The organism is Gemmatimonas aurantiaca (assembly GCF_037190085.1).
Classification (GTDB): domain Bacteria; phylum Gemmatimonadota; class Gemmatimonadetes; order Gemmatimonadales; family Gemmatimonadaceae; genus Gemmatimonas; species Gemmatimonas aurantiaca_A.
Genome location: NZ_JBBCJO010000001.1, coordinates 1 through 22,985 on the forward strand (window position 1 = coordinate 1; position 22,985 = coordinate 22,985).

Genomic DNA, 22,985 nt, shown 5'->3' on the forward strand with positions numbered 1-22,985 from the left:
GATCGACGCGGCGGCGACGAAGCCGTTCGGGTTCATGAAGTTCACGCCGGGGCCGGGGATCGGGGGGCACTGCATCCCGCTGGACCCGCACTACCTGGCGTGGAAGATGCGGACGTTGAACTACAAGACGCGGTTCATCGATCTGGCGAGCGAGATCAACTCCCACATGCCCGAGTGGGTGGTGGCGCGTACGGCTTCTTCACTCAATGACATGAGCAAAGCCGTACGTGGCAGCCGGGTGCTGGTGCTGGGGGTGGCGTACAAGCGGGACATCGACGATGTGCGGGAGAGTCCGGCGCTCGACGTGATCCGTCTGCTGGAGGAGCGCGGCGCCGAAGTGATGTACCACGATCCCTTCGTGCAGCAGTTTCGTGAAGACGGCCATATCCGCGAGTCGGTGCCGCTCACATCGGATATGTTGAGTGCGACAGACGCGGTCGTGATCGTGACCGACCACCGGGCCGTCGACTATCAACTGGTCGTGGACCATGCCCATTTGGTGCTCGACACGCGCAATATCACGGCCGGACTGAAGCCGGCACGTGCGCGTATCCGTTCGTTGGCCGATATGCCGGATGGTCGGTACGAGCGCCGACGTAAACCGCGTGACTGAGCAGCAAAGGAGCATGTTTGTGACCGTCGCCACATAGTGATACCGCGTGTGGAACGACTCCTACAAGCATGTTGGACCAAAGCCGCATCCGGGGGTGCCTAAAAGGCCCGTTGGGACGAACACCAGGGACCATCCGTTGTGCCGTAGAGGGAAACTGATGCGTCCTGCTTTGTGGCCGGCTTCTTGCTAAACTCCATGTTGACTCGAACGGCCTCCGACTCCACTTGAGGCCCGCGACACTGCGATCGACCGGTTCCCCGTTCATGTCAACTTCCACTGTCTACAACGACATTGTCACCGATATTCGCTCCGTGAGGCGCGCCGTGGCGCCTCTCGGCCGGAGCGGTGAACAGGCGTCCGTAGCCGCCACCAGCGGTCCGGACGACGATTTTGAACCACGTTCGCGCAGCGAGCTGGCGTCCCGGGTGTTCAACGTGACGCTGGCTCTGCTGATGATCGTGATCGCCACGCCCATCATGCTCCTGGCGGCGCTGCTCGTGCGGCTGACGTCGCGTGGGCCGGTGTTCTACACGCAGGTGCGGGTGGGGATCGACCGCCGCTGGACGCGCAGCCGGGCGCTCAACGAACGCCGGCGCGAAGATCTGGGCGGGACTCCGTTCACCATCTACAAGTTCCGCTCCATGCGGGTGGACGCCGAGGTGAACGGGCAGGCCGTGTGGGCCCGCAAGGACGACGACCGGGTGACGCCCATCGGGAAGTTCATGCGCAAGACGCGCATCGATGAACTGCCGCAGCTGTTCAACGTGCTGCTGGGTGACATGAACATCGTGGGGCCGCGCCCGGAGCGCCCGAGCATCTTCGTGCGTCTGCGCGAGCAGATCGAGGAGTACCCGGTGCGTCAGCGCGTGAAGCCCGGCATCACCGGTCTCGCGCAGATCTCGAATCCCTACGATCAGTGTCTGGACGATGTGCGCCGCAAGGTGGCTTTCGACGTGGAGTACATGCGCCGGCAGTCGCTGAGCGAAGATCTGCGCATCATGCTCAAGACCTTCCCCGTCATGGTGATGCGCATCGGCGGGTGGTGAGCCGATCGGTGTGACGGTGCAAGGCAACCAGGGGTGAGCGACCGTCGGGTCAGCTCACCCTTCGTGTTTTTTTCCTGAGAAAGTCCATCAGCACGAACTGCCCCAGGCTCATGGTGTTCGTGAAGTACGCCTTGCCGCGGCTGATCTCGCTCACCCGTTTCACGAATTCCACGAGCGCGCGGTCGCGGGCCAGCATGAAGGTGTTGATCATGATGCCGCTCTTCCGGCAGGCCGCCACTTCGTGCAGCGTTTCGCCGATCACGTAGCCGTCGAGTCCCATCGAGTTCTTGTAGATCTGCCCGTCGGGCATGGTCAGCGCCGAGGGTTTGCCGTCGGTGATCATGATGATCTGCCGCATGTCCTTCTTCTGCGCCAACAGCAGTCGCCGCGCCAGCTTCAGTCCTTCGGCCGTGTTCGTGTGATACGGTCCCACCTGCGCCATGGCCAGCGTTTCGATGGGAATCTCCTCGGCGCTGTCGTGAAACAGCACCACGCGGATGGTGTCACCCGGGAACTGCGTGCGGATGAGATGCGTGAGCGCGAGCGCCACCTTCTTCGCGGGCGTGAAGCGATCCTCGCCGTAGAGGATCATCGAATGCGACGTGTCGAGCATGAGCACCGTGGCGCAGCTCGAACGGTACTCGCTCTGTCGCACCATCAGATCGCGATAGTCGAGATCGATGGGTACACCCAGCGACCCGGTGCGCCCGAGTGCGTTGGCGAGGGTGGCGGGGACATCGAGATTGAGCGTGTCGCCAAATTCGTACGGCTTGCTCCAGGCATCGCTTTCCACGCCGGTGGCCAGTTGCGGTGTGTCATGGCTGCCCACGCTGGACTTGCCGAGTGAACCGAGCAGATGCCGGAGCGTCTTGAAGCCAAGGAAGTCGATGCCTTTCCCCGTGAGATTGAACTGCACGTCCCGTGCGGCGGCCTGCGAGAGCGAGCCTTTGCCGGTGACGGGCTGATGGCCCGCGGGCACCTGACCGGCGCTGTCGAGTGAGAGGAATCCGTCCTGCATGAGCCGCTGGACCAGACCGTCCAGGAGCTGTGCCAGCTTCTCTTCCGACACCTCGTCGCCCTCACCGCGCAGCGCCTGCAGCATTTCCGGCGTGATCTGACCGCTTTCGATGAGGGCCCGCAGGATGGCCTCTTTCAGCGCGTCGACCGAACGATCGGGGTCTTCGCCGGGATCACCCCAGTAACCATCGCCTCCGCCGGCAAAGCCGGATTGCAGGAGAAAATCGGCGAGCTGGTCGAGCAGCGCCTGGAGATCCACCGCGTCGGCGAGCTGGGGATTGAACTTGGTGTAGGTGTGGAAGCGCATGGCGGCCGATCCGGGTGGTGGATCTTTGAAGAATGGGGGTGATGGTATCAGATCACAAATGAGCGGGTACTGTCGTGTCCTCTACGCTACGGGTCTGTGTGGCAGTCGTGCAACGGTTGGGCGAAGTGTCGGTCGATCCGTGGTAAGTGAAAATTTCTAACTCATTGTGGGGAAGCATTTTGTATCGTCGTGGCTGCCTGAAACTTCCGTGGTATGGCGTTTGCTGATAATAGGGGCCAGAAGATGTACACATACACGAAATGACCTTCCACCAGATACCCTCCATGCGGAACCTTCGTTCGAAAGCCCTGATCGCGCTGGGCATGCTGGCCATCGGAGCGACCCAGGCGCAGGCGCAGTTTCATCGGACCGGCGAGAGCGAGCTCTCTTGTGGTTTTGGCCCCTGTGATGCGAACTGGTCGGTGACTTGGTTCGGTCTTTCATCGGGCTATGGTAGTGGGTATCTGGCCAACGCGGCCATTATCACCAATCCGCCTTCCGCCCCTTGGGCGCCCAATATCACGGGTGTTCAGCAGTGGATCGGCGCGGCCAATTCCGCCACGCTGAGTCCGGCCACGAACGACAACGCGTCGAACTACATCTACTACTTCCAGACCGTCATCGGCGATGACACCTTCGCTGGCGACGTGAAATTTGGTGTGGGCTGGGACAACCGTCTGGTCGGCGCTTGGCTGGGTGGAAGCATCAATGGTGGTGATGGTTCGTTCGACGCCACTGGTGCCGAGGAACTCCTCGGCCCCATCAATCAGGCGAATCCGTATGCCGGTGGTAAGAGCGGATTCTGTCGCGATTCCGACGGCGTGTTCCCTGCATCGTATTTCCCTGATTGCGTGGTCAACATCTCGCTCGCTTTCGGAGCGGGTGACCAGAAGAGCCGGGTACTGACGTTTGCCGTTGTCGGCGATGGTACGACGGACGGTTTCCTCGCAGGCACAGTGAATCGTGTTGTTCCGGAGCCCAGCACCTACGCGCTGATGGCCGCTGGCCTCGCCGCGATGGGTATGGTGGCCCGCCGTCGTCGCCGCGCCGCCTGATCGCGACGCCGCATCACGATCCTGCAGTTCACGAAGGGCCCGCATCGCGCGGGCCCTTCGTCGTTGCAGCATGTGGTATCATGTGAATGACATGACTTTCGCGATTCCCGTGTGACATCCCCAGCTCGCGCGCTCGACCCCACCGCTGCGCCAGTCGCCGGCACCGGTTCGATCAATCCGTTCCGCGTGTTGCGGCGTCACCGGAACTTCCGGCTGTTCTGGACCGGTCAGACGCTTTCACTGATCGGCACGTGGATGCAGACGATGGCCACGGGATGGCTCGCGCTGCAGCTCTCCAACAGCGCCTTTGTCGTGGGACTCGTCGCTTCCGTGGCGGCGCTTCCGGTGGTCTTCCTGAGCATGCACGGCGGCGCGCTGGTGGATCATGGCAACCGGCTGCGTATCGTGCGGGTGGCCCAGGCCGTCTTTCTGGCGCAGGCCACCACACTCTGGCTCATCACCATCACCGGCCATGTCTCGGTGCCATGGCTGCTGGTGCTCTCGTTCGTGCAGGGATGCTGCAGCGCCATCGAGATCCCCGCGCGTCAGAGTCTTTTCATTCAACTCGTGGGCCGCGAGGACCTGCAGCCGGCCATTGCCCTCAATTCGAGCGGTTTCAATCTCGCCAAGATCATCGGACCGTCCATCGGTGGACTGGTCATCACGAAGCTCGGTATCGCATGGTGTTTCGGGCTCAACGCGATGAGTTACGGCGCGGTGTTGTGGGGACTGGCGCGCATCCGTCTCCCCGACGAAGACGCGCGCGTGACCATTCCGCTGCGACAGGCGCTCGCGCAGAGCACCGGCAGCGCGGTCGATGGCATTCGGTATCTGATGCAACCGGGAGCCGTACGGGAACTGCTCATCCTGGTCACGGCCAGCGCCATTCTCGGTGGACCGTTCCTCACGCTGGTGCCTGTCGTCGCACGTGATGGACTGCATCTGGGGCCCGGTGGTTACGGGTCGCTGCTCACGGCCGTGGGTGTGGGTGGATTGACCGGTGCACTGCTCATTGCCGGACCGTTCTCTCAATGGCGCCGCAAGAGTCGTGTCATGCGCGTGGCGGCGTTCACATTTCCCGGCGCACTGATCGGTTTTGCCTTTGCCGGTTCGCTCCATCTGGCGTGGTTCTGGTTGTTCATCACCGGGCTCTCGGCCATTCTCTTCGCCGCACTCTCCAACGGCGCGTTGCAACTGCTCGTGGACGAACAATATCGCGGTCGGGTCATGGCGTTTTATGGCCTGGTGTTCATCGGATTGTCGCAGGCCGTGGGTTCGTTCTCGCTGGGCGCGATGGCGCGCGTCATGACCGCCGCGCATGCCATCGGAATCGCGGCATTCGTGCTGCTTGGTGTGACGGTGGGAATGCGGCGCGCGGGGTTCTGGGAGCGGGTATGAACAGGGGGTCTGGGTGGTGGGTTCCGGGTTTGGGGGTGAACTGCCGGGTTGTGGGTCGTGGGTCGTGAGCTGCCCGATGGTGGTGACATGAGACGTCTGCTCGTGACGGGTGGAGCGGGGTTCCTGGGTGCGAATTTCGTGCGGTACTGGGGTGCGCGGTATCGCGACGATGTAGTGGTCGTGCTCGACGCGCTCACGTACGCGGGAGATCGTTCGCGACTGTCCGATCTCGAAGCCGAGGGACGTGTGGTGTTCGTAGTGGGCGACGTGTGCGATGGAGAGCTCGTGTCGTCATTGCTGACGCAGTACGACATCGACACCATCGTGCACTTTGCCGCCGAGAGTCATGTGGACCGCAGCATCGTGGATGGGGTGTCGTTCGTGCGCACCAATGTGCTGGGTACGCAGACGATGGTCGACGCGGCGCGTGCGGCGTGGTGCACGAACGGGGCATGGCGGCCCGGTGTGAGATTCCATCATGTGTCCACCGACGAGGTGTATGGGCCACTGGCGCACGATGCAGCGCCATTCACCGAGACATCGCCGTATCGTCCGAGTTCACCTTACTCGGCGAGCAAGGCGGCGTCGGACCATCTGGTGCGCGCCGGGGGCATCACGCACGGGTTGCCGTACACCATCTCGCATTGCGCGAACAACTTCGGACCGTTTCAGCATCCGGAGAAGCTCATCCCGTTGATGATCACACGGGCGCTGCGCGGAGAGCCGCTCACCATTTACGGGGATGGACAGCAGCGACGCGAATGGTTGTCGGTGCACGAGCACTGCGTGGCGCTGGATGCGATTCTGGGGACCGATGTGGCGGGTGAGACATTCTGCATCGGCAGTGGCGTGGAATTCGTCAATCTTGAGCTGGTGCAGCATCTGTGCGACATGCTGGATGCGCGATTCACCGCCGATGTCTCGCTCCGGGATCGGTTCCCCCGATGCCCGGCGGCGCTGGGAGCCTCCTGCCGCACACTGATCACGCATGTGGCTGATCGCCCGGGACACGATCGCCGGTATGCGCTGGATTCGACGAAGCTCGCGCGGATCACCGGCGTAACGTTACGACGGGATGTTTCCGCCGAACTGGAAGGACTGTTGGATTGGATGATGACCGGCGGTGCATGACACGCCGTGAATGGCTGAGCTTATTTCATCTCCCGAAATGAAGATGTGATTTTTATCACGATAATGCTGCGCTTCGAATGTGTAGCAAGGTGATCGTGCCCGCTGTGTAACATGGCGCACATCTTTTGTGATGCTTAGGTTGACACATCGCTCGCTGCTGCGCTCCGCGCGGCTTGCTGTGTCACTAGGAGTGGGGAAAGAATCATGATGCGCAAGATGTTCGCGGTGGCTCTCGCGTCGGCGGCGCTGGCAATGCCGGCGCTGGGACAGACTCAGACGTTGATCAACGAAGATTTCAGCGGCTGGCCCGTGGCACTCAATGTCACGTCCGCTCCGTCCGGATCGCCGTGGACCGTGTACGGCAATGTGGATGTCATAGCCAACGGGACCCACAGTATCACCTGTGCTTCGAACAACTGCCTCGACCTCGACGGCAGCGCCCAGACCGCCGGCAGTCTCGAGAGCCAGCTCTTCCAGTTCTACGCCGGTGATGTGCTGCGCTTCCAGTTCGACGTCAGCGGCAGCCAGCGCACAGCCAGTGGTCTGGATACGTTCTTCGCCTATCTGTACTCCACCGGATCGCTTTCCATTTCGTCGCTGGAGTCGCAGTCCGATGGGGCGGTGGACTACTCCCCCAGTGAGACCTTCGGCGGGGGATTTGCCCTGGCGCCCGAACTGAATGGTGGGCTCCTGGCGTCGACGTATCCGTGGACGACCTGGTATGTGCAGTTCACGCTCGAACACGACGCCGAGATCGGCGTGGGCTTCCTCACGACGAGTGCGGACAATGTCGGTCCGATGATCGACAACGTGCTGCTCACGCGCACGGCGGCGACGACAGTGCCCGAGCCGAGCACTTATATGCTCATGGCAGCCGGCCTCGCGGCGATGGCAGCGGTGGCACGGCGTCGTCGAAACGCCTGAGTTTACATTAGTCGACATTCCGGCATCCGCGCTCACGCGAATATCGAAGGGCCCGCCATTTTCTGGCGGGCCCTTTGCATTTTTGTGTCGAATATGTCTCGCTGTGACTGTGCGCACATTGTCGTGCGGTGACATGTGTTAGGGTGGGCAGACCTTTCTGCTCCCTCTCAGCGGGGCACGATGTCTCTTCAGCGCGGAGTTGGAACCATGAGTGGAACCATGGTGCGTCGCACGTGTGCAGCTCTACTGAGCTCGGTCCTGTTCGCCGTGCCCGCGGCAGCTCAGACCGTCCTGTTGCAGGACGATTTTGATGGTCTGGTGGAGGGCGTTCCCTACACGACGGAATTCGTCAACTGGAATGTGGTGGGCCGAGGCGTGGATGTCGTGGCGACGGGTTATGCCGGTCTGATCAGTTGCTACGGTGGCACGGGTCTCTGTGTCGATCTCGATGGCAATGCGGGAAGCGGTCCGGAGACCGGTCCCCGTGGTCTCGAGAGCAAGCTGATGTACTCGTTCGCCGCCGGCGATATCGCGCGCTTTGAATTCGCGGTCAGTGGCAATCAGCGTGGTACCGCATTTCCCAACTCCCTGCTCGACGATCTGATCGTGGGATTCCGGTTCTCCAATGCCGTGACGCTCGCCGATGTCGCGTTGGAGCTGGTCGATTTCGGCATTTCGGATCCACAGCCGGGCGGTAGTTACGACTCGTCCAATCCGTTCGCACTGACGCTGGAGGATATTCCGTATATCGCTCCCTGGAGCACTCTGGCGCTCCGTTTCCGGGTCCTCGGTGCGACCGATATCGGCGTGTTTCTCACGACGCCGAGTGCCGATGATATCGGACCGCTCATCGACAACGTGTCATTCACGCGTACGTCCACCACGGTGCCGGAGCCCGGAACCTATGTGCTGATGGCCGCGGGGCTGGTCGCGTTGGCCGTGGTGGGACGCAGGGGCAGGAAGGCCTGAGCAGCGGTTCCGGGGTTGTGGGTTCGGGTTTGGGGATGAACCGCCGGGTCGTGGGTACCGGGTTTCGTGAAACGAGTGGTCTCTCGACGCGTGACCCGCAACGCGTAACCCGGTTGTTCACCCCCCAACCGTAAATTCAGAACTCGAAACCGCCGGTCAGCCGAAATAATCCTGCTGCCCCGGCTTGCGCCGGCTCTCCCGTTCGGCGCGCTTGTAGGAGCCGGTGTCGGTGCGTGAGATCTTCCGCCGTGCGACCAGCGCCTCGAGCACCAACTCGCAGGCGACCACGATCAGCGCATCGTCGTGCCGGGGCGCCATGCCGAGCGCGGTGACCGTGTCGACCAGTCCCGGGACGAGCGCAAATCCCTGGCGCACGAGATCGAGCGCGATGTCGTCGGACACCTGCAGCGCGCTGCCCTGATCGAACCACATCACGATCTCGTCGGTATCGAGATCCCCCGCGCGTGCCTGCAGGGTGGCATCGCACGCGCGTCGGATGAGATCGCGGGCAATGGTGGCACCGCCCACGAGTTCGCCTTCGTATTCGAGCTCGATCTTGCCGGTGATGGCGGGAAGCGCGGCGTACACATCGGCAATGCGCGGCACGGCTTCGCCGTCGCCATTGCGTAACGCGCGCTGCTCGGCGTTCGACACCACGTTCTCCATGGTGGTGATTGGCATGCGCTGCGACACGCCCGAACGTTTGTCGATGCGCTTGTCGTCACGCGCCTCGAACGCCACGCGTTCCACCACTTCCTCGATGAGATCGGGGACGCGGATCGTCACGCCATGATCGCGCCGGGTCCAGGCTTCCTGCTTCGTGATGGCGATGCCGAGATCCACCGATTCGGGATAATGCGTGATGATCTCGCTGCCGATGCGGTCCTTGAGCGGCGTGATGATCTTGCCGCGGGCCGTGTAGTCTTCGGGATTGGCGGTGAAGCAGAGCAGCACATCGAGCGGCAGGCGTACCGGATACCCTTTGATCTGGACATCGCCTTCCTGCATGATGTTGAACAGTCCCACCTGTACCTTGCCGGCGAGATCGGGCAGTTCATTGAGCGCGAAGATGCCCCGGTTGGCGCGTGGCAGCATGCCGTAGTGAATGGTGAGCTCGTCGCTCAGCAGATGGCCACCGCGCGCGGCCTTGATGGGATCCACATCGCCGATGATGTCGGCCACCGTCACGTCGGGTGTGGCGAGTTTCTCCACGTACCGCTGATCGCGCGTCACCCAGGCGATCGGTGTATCGTCTCCCGCCGTATCGACGAGCTGACGCGCGTACTTGCTGATGGGATGGAACGGATCATCGTTGACCTCGCTGCCCGCCACCACCGGCATCGCTTCATCCAGCAGAGTCGTGAGCGCGCGCAGAATGCGTGACTTGGCCTGCCCGCGAAGTCCCAGCAGAATGAAGTTGTGACGTGCCAGCAGCGCATTGACGATCTGCGGCATGACGGTGTCTTCGTAGCCGAGCACTCCGCGAAAGAGCGGTCCGCCATCCTGGAGACGGGCCACGAGATTGCGGCGGATTTCGTCCTTGACGCTGACCGGTCGATTGGACGCGTAACTGGAGCGGCGGAGTGCGCCGAGTGTTTCAGGGAGTCGGGACACGGAACCTCGCATGAGCGACTTGGGAGTGACTCGAGAGTTACTCGCGACTTACTCGTAGCTTACTTGTGTGGGCGCCAGATATCCCAATCCGAGCGCATGGCCCGGCCGATGGCATCAAAAGGCATCAGCATGAGGCGTTCTGCGAAAAGAATGTTGGCGGCAGGACGTGCAATGGCAGGCGGTCCCATTTTCACGAGCAGCCATGGGAGCGCCAACGCCAGCGCACCCAGCACCAGGAGTACGAATGCCAGTGTGGGGCTCCACAGGAAAATCGCCGCCAGGGTGCAGACGGCCGCGATCGCCAGGAGTATCGGTGTGGCCGGGCGCACCAGTTTATGCAGAAGAAAATGCCGGAACATGGGATTCTTCGCCGGATGCAAGACGACAGGAAACCAGCGAACGAATTGCAGCATGCCAGTCATGGTGCGAAGACGTCGCGAAAACTCCTGCTCGCGACTGAAGCGCCGGGGATCGATCACCAGCGCGTCGCGCACCAGCGCCACGCGCGCGCCGTTCGTCACTACGGAGTAGGTGCTCCACAGATCGTCACAGATGAGCCCCGTCGGCATCGGTGACCAGTACACCCGACGCATGATATAGGCGCATCCGGTCACACAGATCACGCTGTGGTGCATCATCTGACCGACGCGAATGTCCAGTTCACGCTGCCAGTAGCGATCCATAAGGGCATCACCGCTGGTTGGTGCAAGCATGGCCGTCGCGGCTCCCCATTTCCGGTCTTGCAATTTCGACACCAGGCGATCGACAACATCTTCAGAGAAGGTCTGTGCCGTGTCGATGAACAGCAACAAGTCATGCTGCGCTGCGGCGACACCAGCACTCAACGCAGCGGCCTTCCCCGGTGTATCGGGCACAACCACTCGGGCCGACGTTCCGAGCGCGTTCTGCAATTCGTCGCGTCGATCGGCGTGAGCCCCATCAAGAGCCACCAGAATCTCGAGGAGTTCGGTGGGATACGATCCATTCCGAAGATCCGCGAGCCGGGCCACAATGGCCGCCGTGCTCTCGCGCGTGGCAAGGACCACGCTGATCGGGAGACGTGAGGTGCTGGAAGCCAGGCCCTTTTCCGATGAAAGGGAAAGCCTTCCCAGCGATGCCATACGCGCGGGATACCAGACCCATCCGGCCACAAGGATGCCAAGGGAGATCAGCGCGATCGAGAGCAGGATGAGACTCACGGCCGAAGGGTACCAACGCGCGTGAATTTCAGCCAGCAGGAAGGGGCAGAGGTCAGATTTTCAGACGGGGTCAGAGGTCCGAAATCAGTCGGTCAGAACTGAGACGGATATAGAGAAATGAGAAATCAGATGACCTGCGAAATGAGAGGTCAGAGCACTTCGTCCGCGGGTGGGGTACTGACGCGAGAGTTCGGCGTTCTGCGGGGCGCTCCGCGCCCCCCCCGCGGGCGCCCGGCCCGCAGCCGGTGGCGCGCACGAGCGGTCGTCGCCGCCAGCGTTCAGATCTCTGATCTCGTGGTTGTCTGATCTCTCAATTCGATCGCCGTCTCAGTTCTGACCGGCTGATCTCGGACCTCTGACCCCGTCTGAAGATCTGTGAAGTGGGAAACCATACCCAGAGATCAGAGTCCGCAAATCCCTCCACAACTCGTTGTCTCCCAATTGCTTCCCTATTCAGGAAGCGTGACAGTCACCAGTTGACGCTCTTGACAGTGCCGGCCGGAACCGTACATTCCCTTCGCTCGACAACCCGTCGTTGGTCATCGAGTCCCCGTCGGTAACCTACCGAGGGGGCCGTGCGCTTTTCTGGACGCACGGCGCACACACCGCACCGTCTGGAGTCCTCCACATGAAGCGCATCGCCCTCGTCGCCGCTGCAATCGTGCTCGCCGCCTGCTCCGCCAAGGAAGAGGTCCCCGCTGCTGACTCGGCCGCCGCTGCGCCGGCCGCTGCCGCTCCGGCCGCTGCTGCCACGGATTCGGTGACGCCGGATTCGGCTGCCGCCGCCGCTGCTCCGGCTGCCGACTCGGTCAAGCACTAAGCCGACCGGCCGCTCCGCGGCTCTGAACAGGGGCGCTCCTCACGGGGCGCCCCTGTTCTGTTTCATCGCCTTGCCGATCCGATCTACTTCGGCGCCGGAAGAGTGGGCAGCACGTTCACCTGGACCGGCGCGCCGACCTGGCCCATGCCGGCTTGCGACGCGTCACCAGCCGTTTCCGCGTTTTCTTCTCCAGCGACGCGGAGAAATACCGTGTCCCCCGACTGGATCTCCCGCCGCACCATGCCGATGGCGATGGGGCCGAGTCGCGGTGAGATCGCCGAGCTGCGCACGTCACCCACCACCTTGCCGGTGGTGTCCACCAACTGCGCGCCGGCGGGCATGACGTCGGTGCTGCGCAGTGCACGCAGATGCCGATTGACGTGTCCGCGGAAATGGATGCGGGCCACGGTCTCCTGCCCCGTGTAGCAGCCCTTGGTGAAGGAGATGGCATCGAGCGCGTCGAGATTCGCTTCCTGCGGAATCGTATTCCCGTCCATGTCGACGCCGATGAGTGGGCGACCGCCTTCGATGCGCAGCACCTCGGCTACCGCGGTACTCGCCGGTGCTCCCAGCACTGCTTCGAGACGGGCATATGCACCCGACGCGTGTTCGGCAGGTACGGACAGCAGGAGACCGGACAGTTCGCCCAATGCGGGGGCCCGCACGATACGGACAGGGGCTTCTCCGAGCCGGCCCGTGGCCAATGACCAGACATGCTGCAGCGAACCGTGACGTTCCGTCACGCCGAGCGCGTCGATGCTGTGGAGTACATGCCGTCCGTACAGGGCCCAGGTACACCACAGCGTACTCTCGTCGATCGTGCGCGCGAGACGCGGATTGATGTACTTGCGCATCATGCCAAGCAATTCGGAAAGCGCCCGTTCCTCCACGAACATGTGAAGGGTGCGATCGTCCTCGCGCAGAATGGCGAGGTCGCTCACCATCTTGCCCTTGGGGGTGAGGGCCGCCGCATAGAGACCGGCGCCAGGCGCGAGCAGGCTGACGTCGTTCGTGACGAGACCGTTCAGGGCGTCGGTGGCTTTCTCTCCCTGAATGCGACTCCAGCGTCCACCGGATGCAAACCAGATGACGCCACGCGAGGACGTATCATGCCCCGCCTTGGACGCGACATCGGAGATGACGTCGTGCGCGGTTTCGTAGGCGCGCAGGTCATCCGGAGAGAGCGGCTGCAGCATCGTGGTGGAATGTGCCGGGGGCGACGAGGCTGGTCCGGCGGCGGGTTCGTTGGATGTGGACATGTTCACGAATGCGGCGGCAATGACGGCGGTGGGTGTGCTGCTTTCGAGACTCGTGCGCTGTGCACGGGGAACGTGCATTGCCCGGAGTCGAAGATCGATGGCGCGCCAGCTCCGCACGAGAGTGGGGTACGCCGTGGTCGCGGGAATACCGTCGACGGAAACGTCGTCGAGGGAAGTGTCGTCGGAGCTGCCGCTGGAACTCCCGCTGGAGCTGCCATTGGAAATGCCGCCGGAGGCGCCGTTCACGTCGCGGTCATCGAGCGGCCATCGGGACGGCCGGTCGTCGGCGCAACGCAACAGTGTGATGTGGTGTTCGATACCGGCGAGCGTCAACTGGGGTTCCACTTCCCGGCGCGTGGAGTCGGCGCGCACGACGATACGATCGCCGGCACCGGCCCGTGTCATCAATGTTCGCAGGACAGTGGCATCGAACGGCACACCCTGGGCAAGACGCGTGGTGTAGTGGCGTTGCGCCCGCAATGACACCAGTTCGCTGCGTGTGGGATCGCCGTCGGCTTCGAGCAGCAATTCCACGGCTTCGGCAATCGTACGACCGGGTAGTGTCGCGCGCAGTCGCGAGCGCAGCCGTTCAGCGGAGAGTGACACACTCTCTTCGCTGCACACCGTGAGAATGGCTTCCGCACGTGCACCCAGCGTGTCGGCCAGTACGCCGTCGAACGCGACGATCAGTGCCGGCACGGCGCGACTACGAGGCTGCTGCCGCAGACGAATTCGTGTACGCCGCCGCGAGCAGTTCGACGGGATGCACGACGGTGGTTTCGCTGCCGCTCAGCAGCAGTCCGGCACCGATCTGCATCATGCAACCCGGATTGCCGGTGGCCAGCACGGAGGCATGTGTTTCGGCAATGCGCTGCAGCTTGGGGTGCAGCACGGCATCGGAGGTGCCGGGTTCGACGAGATTGTAGATGCCGGCCGATCCGCAGCACTGATCGGCATCCTCGAGCGGCACGAGATCCAGTCCTTCGATGGCGCCGAGGACCTGCAGCGGCTGCGCGACGATACGCTGCGCGTGCATCTGGTGGCAGGGGGGATCGTGCGTGACGCGGAGGGCGCCGGAACCCGTGCCGGAAAGTGTGCCGCGTACAGGTCCTGTGGCAGCCAGGGCTTCGCTCACGTCGCGGGTGCGCTCACTGATGCGGCGCGCGCGATCGGCCCATTCGGGGTCATCGTGCAGCAGATGCGCGTACTGCTTGAGCATCGCCCCGCAGCCGGCGGCGTTCACCACGATGGTGTCGACATTCGCGTGTTCGAATGCGGCGATGTTCTCCTTGGCGAGTGCCCGTGCGGCGCCCATGTCACCGGCGTGCGCGTGCAGTGCGCCGCAGCATCGCTGGCCGGGTGCCTCACAGAGTGCATGTCCGTTGTGTGTCAGGGCTTCCGCGGTGGCCGCGTTCACATGCGTGAACAACCCCGACATCACACAACCTTCCAGCATCGCGGTGCGGCCCGTGGCGGCGTCATGTTCCGTGCGACTGCGCGTAGCGGTCGGGCGAGGATCGGCATCCACTCGATTGCCCCGTGCGTTCCGTATAACCCGCGACGGCGCCGTGGATGCGAGCATGGCCATCGGAAATGCCAGGCGCGATGGCAACAGGCGGGCGAGCAGCCGCGGCAGTCCCGTACTGCGAAACACCTTCGCGCCGAACAGGGCCGTGCGCAGCAACAGGTGATGACGGAAGACAAAAAGAATGGGCCGCGCGATGAACGGGATGCCGCGCCGCGGCACCATGGTGGCCCGCGTGGCTTCGAGCAGTTCTCCGTACGGGACGCCCGACGGACAGGCGGTCTCGCAGGCGCGGCAGCCGAGGCACCGATCGATGTGGAGGGCGGCCGGATCGTCGAGCGCGATATCGCCTTCGAGCATGCGTCGCATCAGCACGATGCGTCCACGAGGCGAATCGTTCTCGTCCTCGAGGTTCACATAGGTCGGACACGCCTGGAGACAGAAGCCGCAGTGCACACAGGCATCGAGACCCGCGGACGCGTGCGCGAGCGGCGTTCCGGGCAATGCGCAGGACGCTCCCGCGGCATGTGCGAGATCACGGGAGCTGGTGGCGGTGGGAGCACTCATCGACGAATCGGGCAGGCCTCGGGGGTATCTCAGACGGGCAGTGGCGCCGGCGCGGGCGCCATGGTCGCCACACGATTGCAGAGATCGTCGGGATCGAGCGCGGCTTTGATGCCCGCTTCGAGCGGGGTGCGCGCCGGATACTGCATCCGCCCCTGATCGATGGCGATGGCAATGCGATGTGATGCGCCGAACGATGTGGCCAGGCGCGAAAGGGCGCTCAACGCATCTGATAGCGCATCGGATGGAGCATCGGCGGAGGCCTCGCCGGGCATCACGACCCGCAGTGTTCCGCGCTGCGGGGCATACGACAACGTGGCTTCGGGAAATGCCTGACGCGCGGCGCGCACGAACGGCACCGCGTCGGACAGTGCGGTGCGAAGGCGCAGCACCACGGCATCGACCGGTGTTTCGCGCAGCGTCGACAGGGTGTCGTGCGGTGCGTCGGTGATATCGCGCATGCCGAGTTGCCCGAGTTGCGCGCGCAGTCCCTGCACCCGGGCGGCATTGCCCGTCACGCGGGCGACGAGTCGTGGTGCCGCGCCGGGCGTGAGCAGAACCTGCATGGGAACGGGCGCACGGTTGGCGACCAGCGGCGGCAGTGCATCGCCGAGTTCCGGTGTCACCGAGCCTTCCAGCAGAATGTCGTGCGCCGGAATCGCATGCAGTCGCAGACTCACTTCGGCGATGGCGCCGAGTGTGCCCCAGGCGCCGGTGTGCAACCGCACGAGATCGAAACCGGCGACGTTCTTCACCACACGGCCGCCAGCGTGTGTGATTGCTCCCGTGCCCGTCACCACGGTCAGACCGAGCACGAGATCGCGTACGGCAAGATCGTCGAGCGGGAGCGGCGCGGAAGCCGATGTGGCGATGATCGCCCCGATGGTGGAGTCGGGCGAACCCTGCGGGCCCCCATATGGCGCGGTCGCGAACATCTGTCCGTGTTCCGCCGTGATGGCCGACAGTTCGCGCAGCGTCATGCCGGCGCGCACGGTGATGACGAGATCGCCGGGGGTGTAGTCCACCACACCGGCCAGCGCACGCAGTGATATCGGTGCGGCATCGACAAACGGACCACCGCCCTGCAACCACGCCCCGCTGCCCACGAACCGCATGGGCTGTACGGCGTCGCGCAGTTCACGCACCGTGGCTGCCAGGGCATCGACGGTGGACGGCGCACGGGTTGGCACGTCAGGAGGCATATCGCGGAACGCCGACGGCATGGATGTCATGCGCGTTGTGAGTCACGATCGGAGTCACGATGGGAGTCACGAGCCGTATCACGAGCCGTATCACGCTGTGTGGTGCGATGCGCTGCCGGCGTGGCGTGCCACTCGCGGCAACTGTGCACCGGGACGACTTTGCCGGGATTGGCGCGTCGATCGGGATCGAACACCGAACGGACCCGACACATCGCATCGAGCGACGCCGCGTCGAACAGCGTCTCCATGTACGGCAGCTTGTCGAGGCCCACGCCGTGCTCGCCGGTGATGGTGCCGCCGGCGTCGATGCAGGTCTGCATGATGGCCGACATGGCCGCGTGCACACGCGCACTCTCGTCGGCATCGCCGGCGTTGTATGGAATGTTCGGATGCAGATTGCCGTCGCCGGCGTGGAACACATTGCACACCCGCACGCGGTGCGTGGCGCCGATCTCGTCGATGCGGGCCAGTACGTCCGGCAATCGGGTGCGCGGTACGACGGCGTCCTGCACCACGAGCGCCGGTGCGATGCGGCCCATGGCGCCGAAGGCTTTTTTGCGGCCCTGCCAGAGACGCATGCGATCGGTGGCTTCGGTGGCCACGAGCACGCCGCGTGCGCCGCATTCGTTGCAGGCATCGCGGATGATGGCCACGTCGGCGTCGAGTCCATCGGCGATGCCGTCCACTTCACAGAGCAGGATGGCCGCGGCATCGGTGGGATAGCCGGCGGCGTAGATGCTGGCCTCCACGGCGCGGATGGTGGCATTGTCCATCATCTCGAGCGCGGCGGGCACGATGCCCGTGGCGATGATCTTCGAGACGGCGCGCGCGGCGGCGTCCACCGAGGAAAAATCGGCGAGCAGCGTATGCACCGCGTCGGGCAGCGGCACCAGGCGTACCGTGATTTCCGTGGCCACACCAAAACAGCCTTCACTGCCGATGAACGTGCCGAGCAGGTCGTAGCCGTCGGGTTCTCCGAACGCATCGCCAAGTCGCGTGACGGAGCCGTCGGGGAGCACGACTTCACACTCGACGATGTGATTGAGGGTCACCCCGTACTTGAGACAATGCGGACCACCCGCATTCTCGGCCACGTTGCCGCCGATCGTGCACACCGTCTGACTGGACGGATCGGGGGCGTAATGCAGACCGTAGCGGGCCGTTGCGCGCGACAGCTTGGCGTTGACCACACCGGGTTCGACACGTGCGATCCGGTTGATGGGATCGATCTCGATGATGCGGGTGAGTCGGTTGAGCCCCACGAGCACGACGTCATCGGCGAGGGCGCCGCCCGACAGACCGGTGCCGGCTCCACGCGGCACGAAGGGCACACCGAGACGGGCGAGCGTCCCGATGACGGCAATGAGTTCGTCCCGCGTTCCCGGCAGCACGGCCAGCGAAGGCGTCGCCCGGTAGCCGGGCAGACCGTCGGCATCGAAGACCGCCAGCTCCTGGCGGCGTTCCTTCACCCACTGCGGGCCGACGATGGCGGCGAGTGCATCGCGCATATCCTGCAATCTATCCAGCGCGCGGGGGGAGGCGGATACCTCCGCCCACACCTACGTGGGGGGCTGCCGCGGAGAACCGCCCGGCGATGGAACGCGGGTGATGACGTGCGGCCTAGTTGGCGCGGTGAATGGTGGCGACCGCCGCGCGCAGCGTGCCCAGATCGAAGGGCTTCTGCAGGACATGGGCATGCTCGGCCAACACACTGCCCGGCGCGGCATCGTGCACGGCATCACCGGTGGTGAGGATGATGCGGGAGGCCAGGGCCGGACGTTCGGCGTGGATCTGGCGGACGATCTCCTCGCCGGTGACCAGCGGGAGATGCAGATCGCAGACGATCACATCGAAACGGGAGTCGTCATCGTCGATGCTTGCACGCAGCAGTTCGAGCGCCTGTGCCCCATCGGCGGCTTCCTCGACGGACCACTGTTGACGTTCGAACCATCGCTTCAAGGCGAACCGGATTCCCGGTTCGTCATCAACGATCAACACACGCGGCAATGTGGCCTCCACCAGAAGAGCGAGAAACGGCGGCTGCCCGTCAACGGGTGCCGCCGTTTCCAACATAACCTTCCTCTGTGAATTGCGACAACGTCGATGTATCGCTGATGAGCTCGCTTATCGGGTCGGTGTGCAACCGCGAGGGACTGATCGTGTGTTGTGCGTGTTCAGTCGAAATTGCTTTCGAAACTGTTGGTACGACAACCTCAGGCGGCGCCCCAGAATCCGGCGAGCGCACGTCCGTCGGGCGATTCGCGCAGCTTCTCGAAGGCCCGTTCGCGGATCTGCCGGATGCGTTCACGCGTGACACCCATCAGCGCACCGATGCGTTCGAGCGTCATGGCTTCCGCGCCTTCGTCGAGTCCGTAGTAGAGATAGAGGATCTTGCGTTCGCGCGGCGTGAGGTATTTGCGGAACACCCGGTCGATGAACTCGCGCATGAGCCGGAAGTCGGTACCGTCTTCGATGTCAGCGTGTGTCTCGCCGGCAAACCGTTCGCCGAGTGTGGAGGCTTCACGATCCTGTCGATCGATGGGCGCGTCGAGCGAGACTTCGGTGCTCGTGATCTGCCGGGCATTGCGGACCTGCTCGACGGGCTCTTCGAGCAGCTTGGACAGTTCTTCGTCGGTGGGTTCGCGATTGAGCACTTGCGAGAGGATCATCTCGCCACGCGCCATCCGGATGAGTTGCGAATTCTGATTGAGCGGGATGCGAACGGAGCGGGTCTGTTCGGCGAGGGCTTTGAGGACGGCCTGGCGAACCCACCAGACGGCGTACGAAATGAATTTGACGCCCTGATCGGGATCGAATTTCCGTACGGCCTTGAGGAGTCCTTCATTGCCGATGGCGACGAGCTCGGAGAGATCGAGGCCGTGCCCCTGATACTTCTTCACGTACGAGATGACGAATCGGAGATTGGCCGTCACCAGCCGCTCGGCGGCGGCTTCGTCGCCCTTCTGGGCCAGACGCGCCAGGCGCCGTTCTTCCGCGGCGTCGGTGATGAGGGGCAGCTTCTGGATGTCGTGAAGATATTGGTCGAAGGCTGTGGAAGGAGCGGAACGGAAGAAGCCTTTGGAACGAGCTTCGGAAGTCCTGGTCGCGGCAGCTGCCTGCATACGCCCTCGCCGTACGTGAGCTCGAGATCGGGAGGACAGTGGCCTCCCCCGATCGGGTGGGAGCGCCACGATAATGTTCGGGGATGAGCCGGTCAATGAAAATTTTCAAGCGATGACATTTCTACGCACTTTGGAGACACTTCGCTGACAGTAACGGAGCATTTCCCGTGAAAATATCCGAGTGATGAAGTTTACATTACTGAGGGATCAGTGGAGGAGCGCGGTTACAGCAGCCCGGCCAGCACTTCCATGACGATGGGATCGGCCACGGGGACGGACCAACGGCCGTCGGCGGGGTCCATTTCACCCAGGGCGCGGGGGAGTGCGTAGCGGGCCGCTCCGGCCCGGGCCTTCTTGTCGCCCAGGGTTTCAGCCACCACTGACGCGGCGCTGACGCCGACGGGGAGGCGGGTGGGGAGTCCGGCACGCCGGACGGCGTCCTCGACCGCGGCGGCGAGGCCCGGGCCGGCCATGCCAAGTCTTTCGGCGAGCCGGGCTTCGGCCACCATGCCCATGGCCACGGCGTCCCCGTGCAGCATGTCGTAGTGCAGGAGCTTTTCCACCGCATGGGCGATGGTGTGCCCGAAATTGAGGATCTGGCGCAGTCCTCCTTCCCGGCTGTCTTCGGCCACGACGGCGGCTTTGATGCGCACGGAGCCGGCGATCAGGGCGCCGAACTCCGGCGCCTGGGCGCCCCTGGCAAGCAGCGAGGGGAGCGCCTGCAGAAGACGGTCGAAGTAGGCGACATCGGCGATCACGCCGTGTTTGATCATCTCGGCCAACCCCGACCGCAGGATGGCCGGCGGCAGGGAGGTCAGCACCTCGGGGTCGATCACCACGGCCGCCGGGTTGTGGAACGCACCCACGAGATTCTTGCCGGCCGGTGTGTCCACCGCGGTCTTGCCACCGACCGAGGCATCCACCATGGCGAGCAGCGTGGTGGGCACCTGCACCACCGGAAGGCCACGCATGTACGTGGCGGCCACGAAGCCCGAGAGATCGCAGATCACACCGCCGCCCAGCGCCACGATGGTCGTATCGCGGCCGGCGCCCCAGGCCATCAGGGCATCGGTGAGCGAAGCCCAACGCTCGCGGGTCTTCTCCTGCTCGCCGGGCGGAATCGTGAAGAGCGAAGCGGTCGAGCCCTCGAACTGCGCCATGACTTGCGGGGCGTGGACCGCGGCCACGGTGTCGTCGGAGATGACGGCGATGCGATGTGCCGGTGCCACCTGCTGTACGATGGCGGCGAGATGCTGCCGTGTGCCGACGGCGCAGAAGACCGGATAGTCGAGCGTCAGCGGCAGCGCGTCGGGCACGGCGCTGGTGTGTGCTGCGGTGTGTGCTGCCGCGTGCACTGCGGTGTGTGCCTCCGCCGTCTCCATGGTCCCCATGACTACCAGGTGACCTCGCCGGCGCCCGCCCGCTTGTTGGCCAGGCGGGCGAGGGTGAAGAGCAGATCGGAGAGACGATTGAGATAGGTGATCACCAGCGCCGGCAGTTCGATGTCCTGCGCGAGGTGCACCACCCGGCGTTCGGCCCGGCGGCAGACGGTGCGCGCCACATGCAGCGCGGCGGCCTTGGGAGTGCCGCCGGGAATGATGAAGCTGCGCAGCGGCTCGAGTTCCGCGTCGGCCTGGTCGATGGCCCGTTCGAGTTCGGCGATGCGCTCTTCGTCGATGCGGGCCTTGGTCAGATGATCGCGCATCTTCTCGTGATCAGGCGTGGCCAGCAGCGCGCCAATCGCGAACAGGTCGCGCTGGATCGGGACCAGCACCTCGTCGATGCGGGGCATGATCTCGATGGACCGGGCCAGCCCCAGTGCGGCATTGAGTTCGTCCACATCGCCGTAGGCTTCCACCCGGGGGTGGTCCTTGCCCACGCGGCCGCCGCCGAAGAGCGCGGTGCCGCCCGTATCGCCCGTACGCGTATAGATCTTCATGCCGAATACTAACGCAATATGGAGCAATACCTGAGCGATACTCATGCGTCCCGATGGCGACTACCTTTCCCCGCATGCCAACCCATCCCCTCCGCGACATCACCATCATCGGCGGCGGCCCCACGGGGCTATTCGCACTCTTTTATGCCGGTATGCGCGGCGCCTCCGCGCAGATCGTCGATGCCCTTCCGGAACTCGGTGGACAGCTCACGGCGCTGTATCCCGAGAAATACATCTTCGACGTGGCGGGCTATCCGAAGGTGTTGGCCAAGGATCTCGTCAAAGCGCTCACGGAGCAGGCATCGCAGTTTCATCAGGAAGCGGGACTGCCGGTGCATCTCACGCAGCGTGTGGTGGGGTTGGAGGAAGAGGACGGCCACTACGTACTCGTCACCGAGACCGATCGGTTCCCCACCAAGTCGGTGGTGATCGCGGCCGGCATCGGCGCGTTCAGTCCGCGCAAACTGCCGCAGGCTTTTGCCGCCGAATGGTATGGCCGCGGTGTGCATGCGCTGGTCTCGAATCCGGAAGGGTTCCGCGACCGCGATGTGCTCATCATCGGCGGCGGCGATTCGGCATTCGACTGGTGCGCCCAGCTGCGTGACCGTGCGAAGTCGGTGACGCTCATTCATCGCAGCGACCGTTTCCGCGCGCACGCGGCCACGGTGAACGAAGTGCAGGCCGCCGCCGCGCTCGGCGACGGACGCGTGAACATCTTCACGTTCCACGAGCTCGATGCCATTCACGGAGACACCACGATCGCCGGTGTGTCCATCAAGGACGTGAAGGCCAAGACGTCACGCGAGATCGCCTGCGACGTCATCCTGCCGATGCTGGGTTACGTCTCCGACCTCGGCACCCTGCTCGACTGGGGACTCAACATCGAGAAGGACGAGATCCTCGTCACGACGCAGATGGAAACGGGACGTCCGGGCATCTATGCGGCCGGCGACATCACCACGTATTCGGGCAAGCTCAAGCTCATCGCCACGGGTTTCGGCGAAGCCGCGATCGCGGTGAACCAGGCGGTGCACCATGTGTACCCGGAAAAGAAGGTGAATCCGGGACATTCGTCGAATCTGGCCATATTCGGGCAGAAGGACGATTGAAATCCCGGTTCAGATTTTCAGACGGGGTCAGAGGTCAGAGATCAGCCGGTCAGAACTGAGACGGATATAGGGAGCAGGAGGGAGTAGCCAGAGGTCAGAGATCTGAGCACTGACGGTCGAGGGTGTCGTGCGCGCCAAGGACTCCCTTCGTGTCAGTATGCAGCCTGCAAGC

20 protein-coding genes are annotated in these 22,985 nt (G+C 63.8%); 9 read left to right on the top strand and 11 right to left on the bottom strand.

Annotated features, from left to right (window positions below; all coding sequences use genetic code 11):
- Both WG208_RS00005 and WG208_RS00010 read left to right on the top strand, forming a co-directional pair.
- On the top strand, positions 1–613 hold a 613-nt coding region (locus WG208_RS00005; protein WP_337169256.1), incomplete at its 5' end, for a UDP binding domain-containing protein.
- Positions 614–876: 263 nt separating this feature from the next.
- Positions 877–1,659: a sugar transferase gene (locus tag WG208_RS00010; RefSeq protein WP_337169257.1), complete on the top strand. Its 783-nt coding sequence runs from the start codon at positions 877–879 to the stop codon at positions 1,657–1,659.
- A gap of 49 nt (positions 1,660–1,708) precedes the next feature.
- On the opposite strand, the gene WG208_RS00015 is transcribed toward WG208_RS00010, so the two are convergent.
- Positions 1,709–2,983 carry a VWA domain-containing protein gene (locus tag WG208_RS00015; RefSeq protein ID WP_337169258.1) on the bottom strand — a complete coding sequence of 425 codons (1,275 nt, stop codon included), beginning with the start codon at positions 2,981–2,983 and terminating at the stop codon, positions 1,709–1,711.
- Positions 2,984–3,243: 260 nt separating this feature from the next.
- Between WG208_RS00015 and WG208_RS00020 the strand changes: the two genes are divergently transcribed.
- From WG208_RS00020 to WG208_RS00040, 5 genes are all read left to right on the top strand, one after another.
- A complete protein-coding gene (locus WG208_RS00020) occupies positions 3,244–4,038 on the top strand; it encodes a PEP-CTERM sorting domain-containing protein (RefSeq protein ID WP_337169259.1) in 795 nt (264 codons plus the stop codon).
- 111 nt (positions 4,039–4,149) lie between these two features.
- Complete coding sequence (locus WG208_RS00025; protein WP_337169260.1) at positions 4,150–5,436, top strand: MFS transporter; 1,287 nt, start codon at positions 4,150–4,152, stop codon at positions 5,434–5,436.
- An 87-nt stretch (positions 5,437–5,523) separates the two neighbouring features.
- Positions 5,524–6,567 carry a dTDP-glucose 4,6-dehydratase gene (gene rfbB / locus WG208_RS00030; RefSeq protein ID WP_337169261.1) on the top strand — a complete coding sequence of 348 codons (1,044 nt, stop codon included), beginning with the start codon at positions 5,524–5,526 and terminating at the stop codon, positions 6,565–6,567.
- A 204-nt stretch (positions 6,568–6,771) separates the two neighbouring features.
- Entirely contained in the window at positions 6,772–7,491 is a 720-nt protein-coding gene (locus tag WG208_RS00035) for a PEP-CTERM sorting domain-containing protein (protein WP_337169262.1), read from the top strand.
- A gap of 207 nt (positions 7,492–7,698) precedes the next feature.
- Positions 7,699–8,460, top strand: coding sequence for a PEP-CTERM sorting domain-containing protein (locus WG208_RS00040; RefSeq protein WP_337169263.1), 762 nt, complete (start codon positions 7,699–7,701; stop codon positions 8,458–8,460).
- Positions 8,461–8,616: 156 nt separating this feature from the next.
- Here the strand turns inward: WG208_RS00040 and WG208_RS00045 are convergent, their stop codons facing one another.
- Both WG208_RS00045 and WG208_RS00050 read right to left on the bottom strand, forming a co-directional pair.
- Positions 8,617–10,074: a magnesium chelatase gene (locus WG208_RS00045; protein ID WP_337169264.1), complete on the bottom strand. Its 1,458-nt coding sequence runs from the start codon at positions 10,072–10,074 to the stop codon at positions 8,617–8,619.
- 59 nt (positions 10,075–10,133) lie between these two features.
- Complete coding sequence (locus WG208_RS00050) at positions 10,134–11,273, bottom strand: glycosyltransferase (RefSeq protein ID WP_337169265.1); 1,140 nt, start codon at positions 11,271–11,273, stop codon at positions 10,134–10,136.
- 628 nt (positions 11,274–11,901) lie between these two features.
- Between WG208_RS00050 and WG208_RS00055 the strand changes: the two genes are divergently transcribed.
- Positions 11,902–12,093, top strand: a complete 192-nt coding sequence (locus tag WG208_RS00055; RefSeq protein WP_337169266.1) for a hypothetical protein — start codon at positions 11,902–11,904, stop codon at positions 12,091–12,093.
- Positions 12,094–12,176: 83 nt separating this feature from the next.
- Here WG208_RS00055 and WG208_RS00060 read toward each other — a convergent pair whose 3' ends face one another.
- The 8 genes from WG208_RS00060 to WG208_RS00095 form a co-directional block, all read right to left on the bottom strand.
- A complete protein-coding gene (locus WG208_RS00060; RefSeq protein WP_337169267.1) occupies positions 12,177–14,051 on the bottom strand; it encodes a glycine cleavage T C-terminal barrel domain-containing protein in 1,875 nt (624 codons plus the stop codon).
- 7 nt (positions 14,052–14,058) lie between these two features.
- Positions 14,059–15,444: a heterodisulfide reductase-related iron-sulfur binding cluster gene (locus tag WG208_RS00065; RefSeq protein WP_337169268.1), complete on the bottom strand. Its 1,386-nt coding sequence runs from the start codon at positions 15,442–15,444 to the stop codon at positions 14,059–14,061.
- Between the two features lie 29 nt (positions 15,445–15,473).
- Positions 15,474–16,673: an FAD-binding protein gene (locus WG208_RS00070; RefSeq protein WP_337169269.1), complete on the bottom strand. Its 1,200-nt coding sequence runs from the start codon at positions 16,671–16,673 to the stop codon at positions 15,474–15,476.
- Positions 16,670–18,151 (bottom strand): FAD-linked oxidase C-terminal domain-containing protein, encoded by a 1,482-nt coding sequence (locus WG208_RS00075; protein ID WP_337169270.1) that lies wholly within the window; start codon positions 18,149–18,151, stop codon positions 16,670–16,672. Before WG208_RS00075 ends, WG208_RS00070 begins: the two co-directional genes overlap by 4 nt.
- 112 nt (positions 18,152–18,263) lie before the next feature.
- On the bottom strand, positions 18,264–18,716 hold the full coding sequence (locus WG208_RS00080; RefSeq protein WP_337169271.1) for a response regulator: 453 nt from the start codon (positions 18,714–18,716) through the stop codon (positions 18,264–18,266).
- Between the two features lie 140 nt (positions 18,717–18,856).
- A complete protein-coding gene (locus WG208_RS00085; protein WP_337169272.1) occupies positions 18,857–19,765 on the bottom strand; it encodes an RNA polymerase sigma factor RpoD/SigA in 909 nt (302 codons plus the stop codon).
- Positions 19,766–19,989: 224 nt separating this feature from the next.
- The gene (gene aroB / locus WG208_RS00090; protein ID WP_337169273.1) at positions 19,990–21,156 is read right to left on the bottom strand and encodes a 3-dehydroquinate synthase; all 1,167 of its coding nucleotides are present in this window, start codon (positions 21,154–21,156) and stop codon (positions 19,990–19,992) included.
- Between the two features lie 2 nt (positions 21,157–21,158).
- Entirely contained in the window at positions 21,159–21,704 is a 546-nt protein-coding gene (locus WG208_RS00095) for a cob(I)yrinic acid a,c-diamide adenosyltransferase (protein WP_337169274.1), read from the bottom strand.
- Between the two features lie 74 nt (positions 21,705–21,778).
- Here WG208_RS00095 and WG208_RS00100 point away from each other — a divergent pair, with 74 nt between their 5' ends.
- A complete protein-coding gene (locus tag WG208_RS00100) occupies positions 21,779–22,813 on the top strand; it encodes an NAD(P)/FAD-dependent oxidoreductase (protein WP_337169275.1) in 1,035 nt (344 codons plus the stop codon).
- Positions 22,814–22,985: the final 172 nt, after the last annotated feature.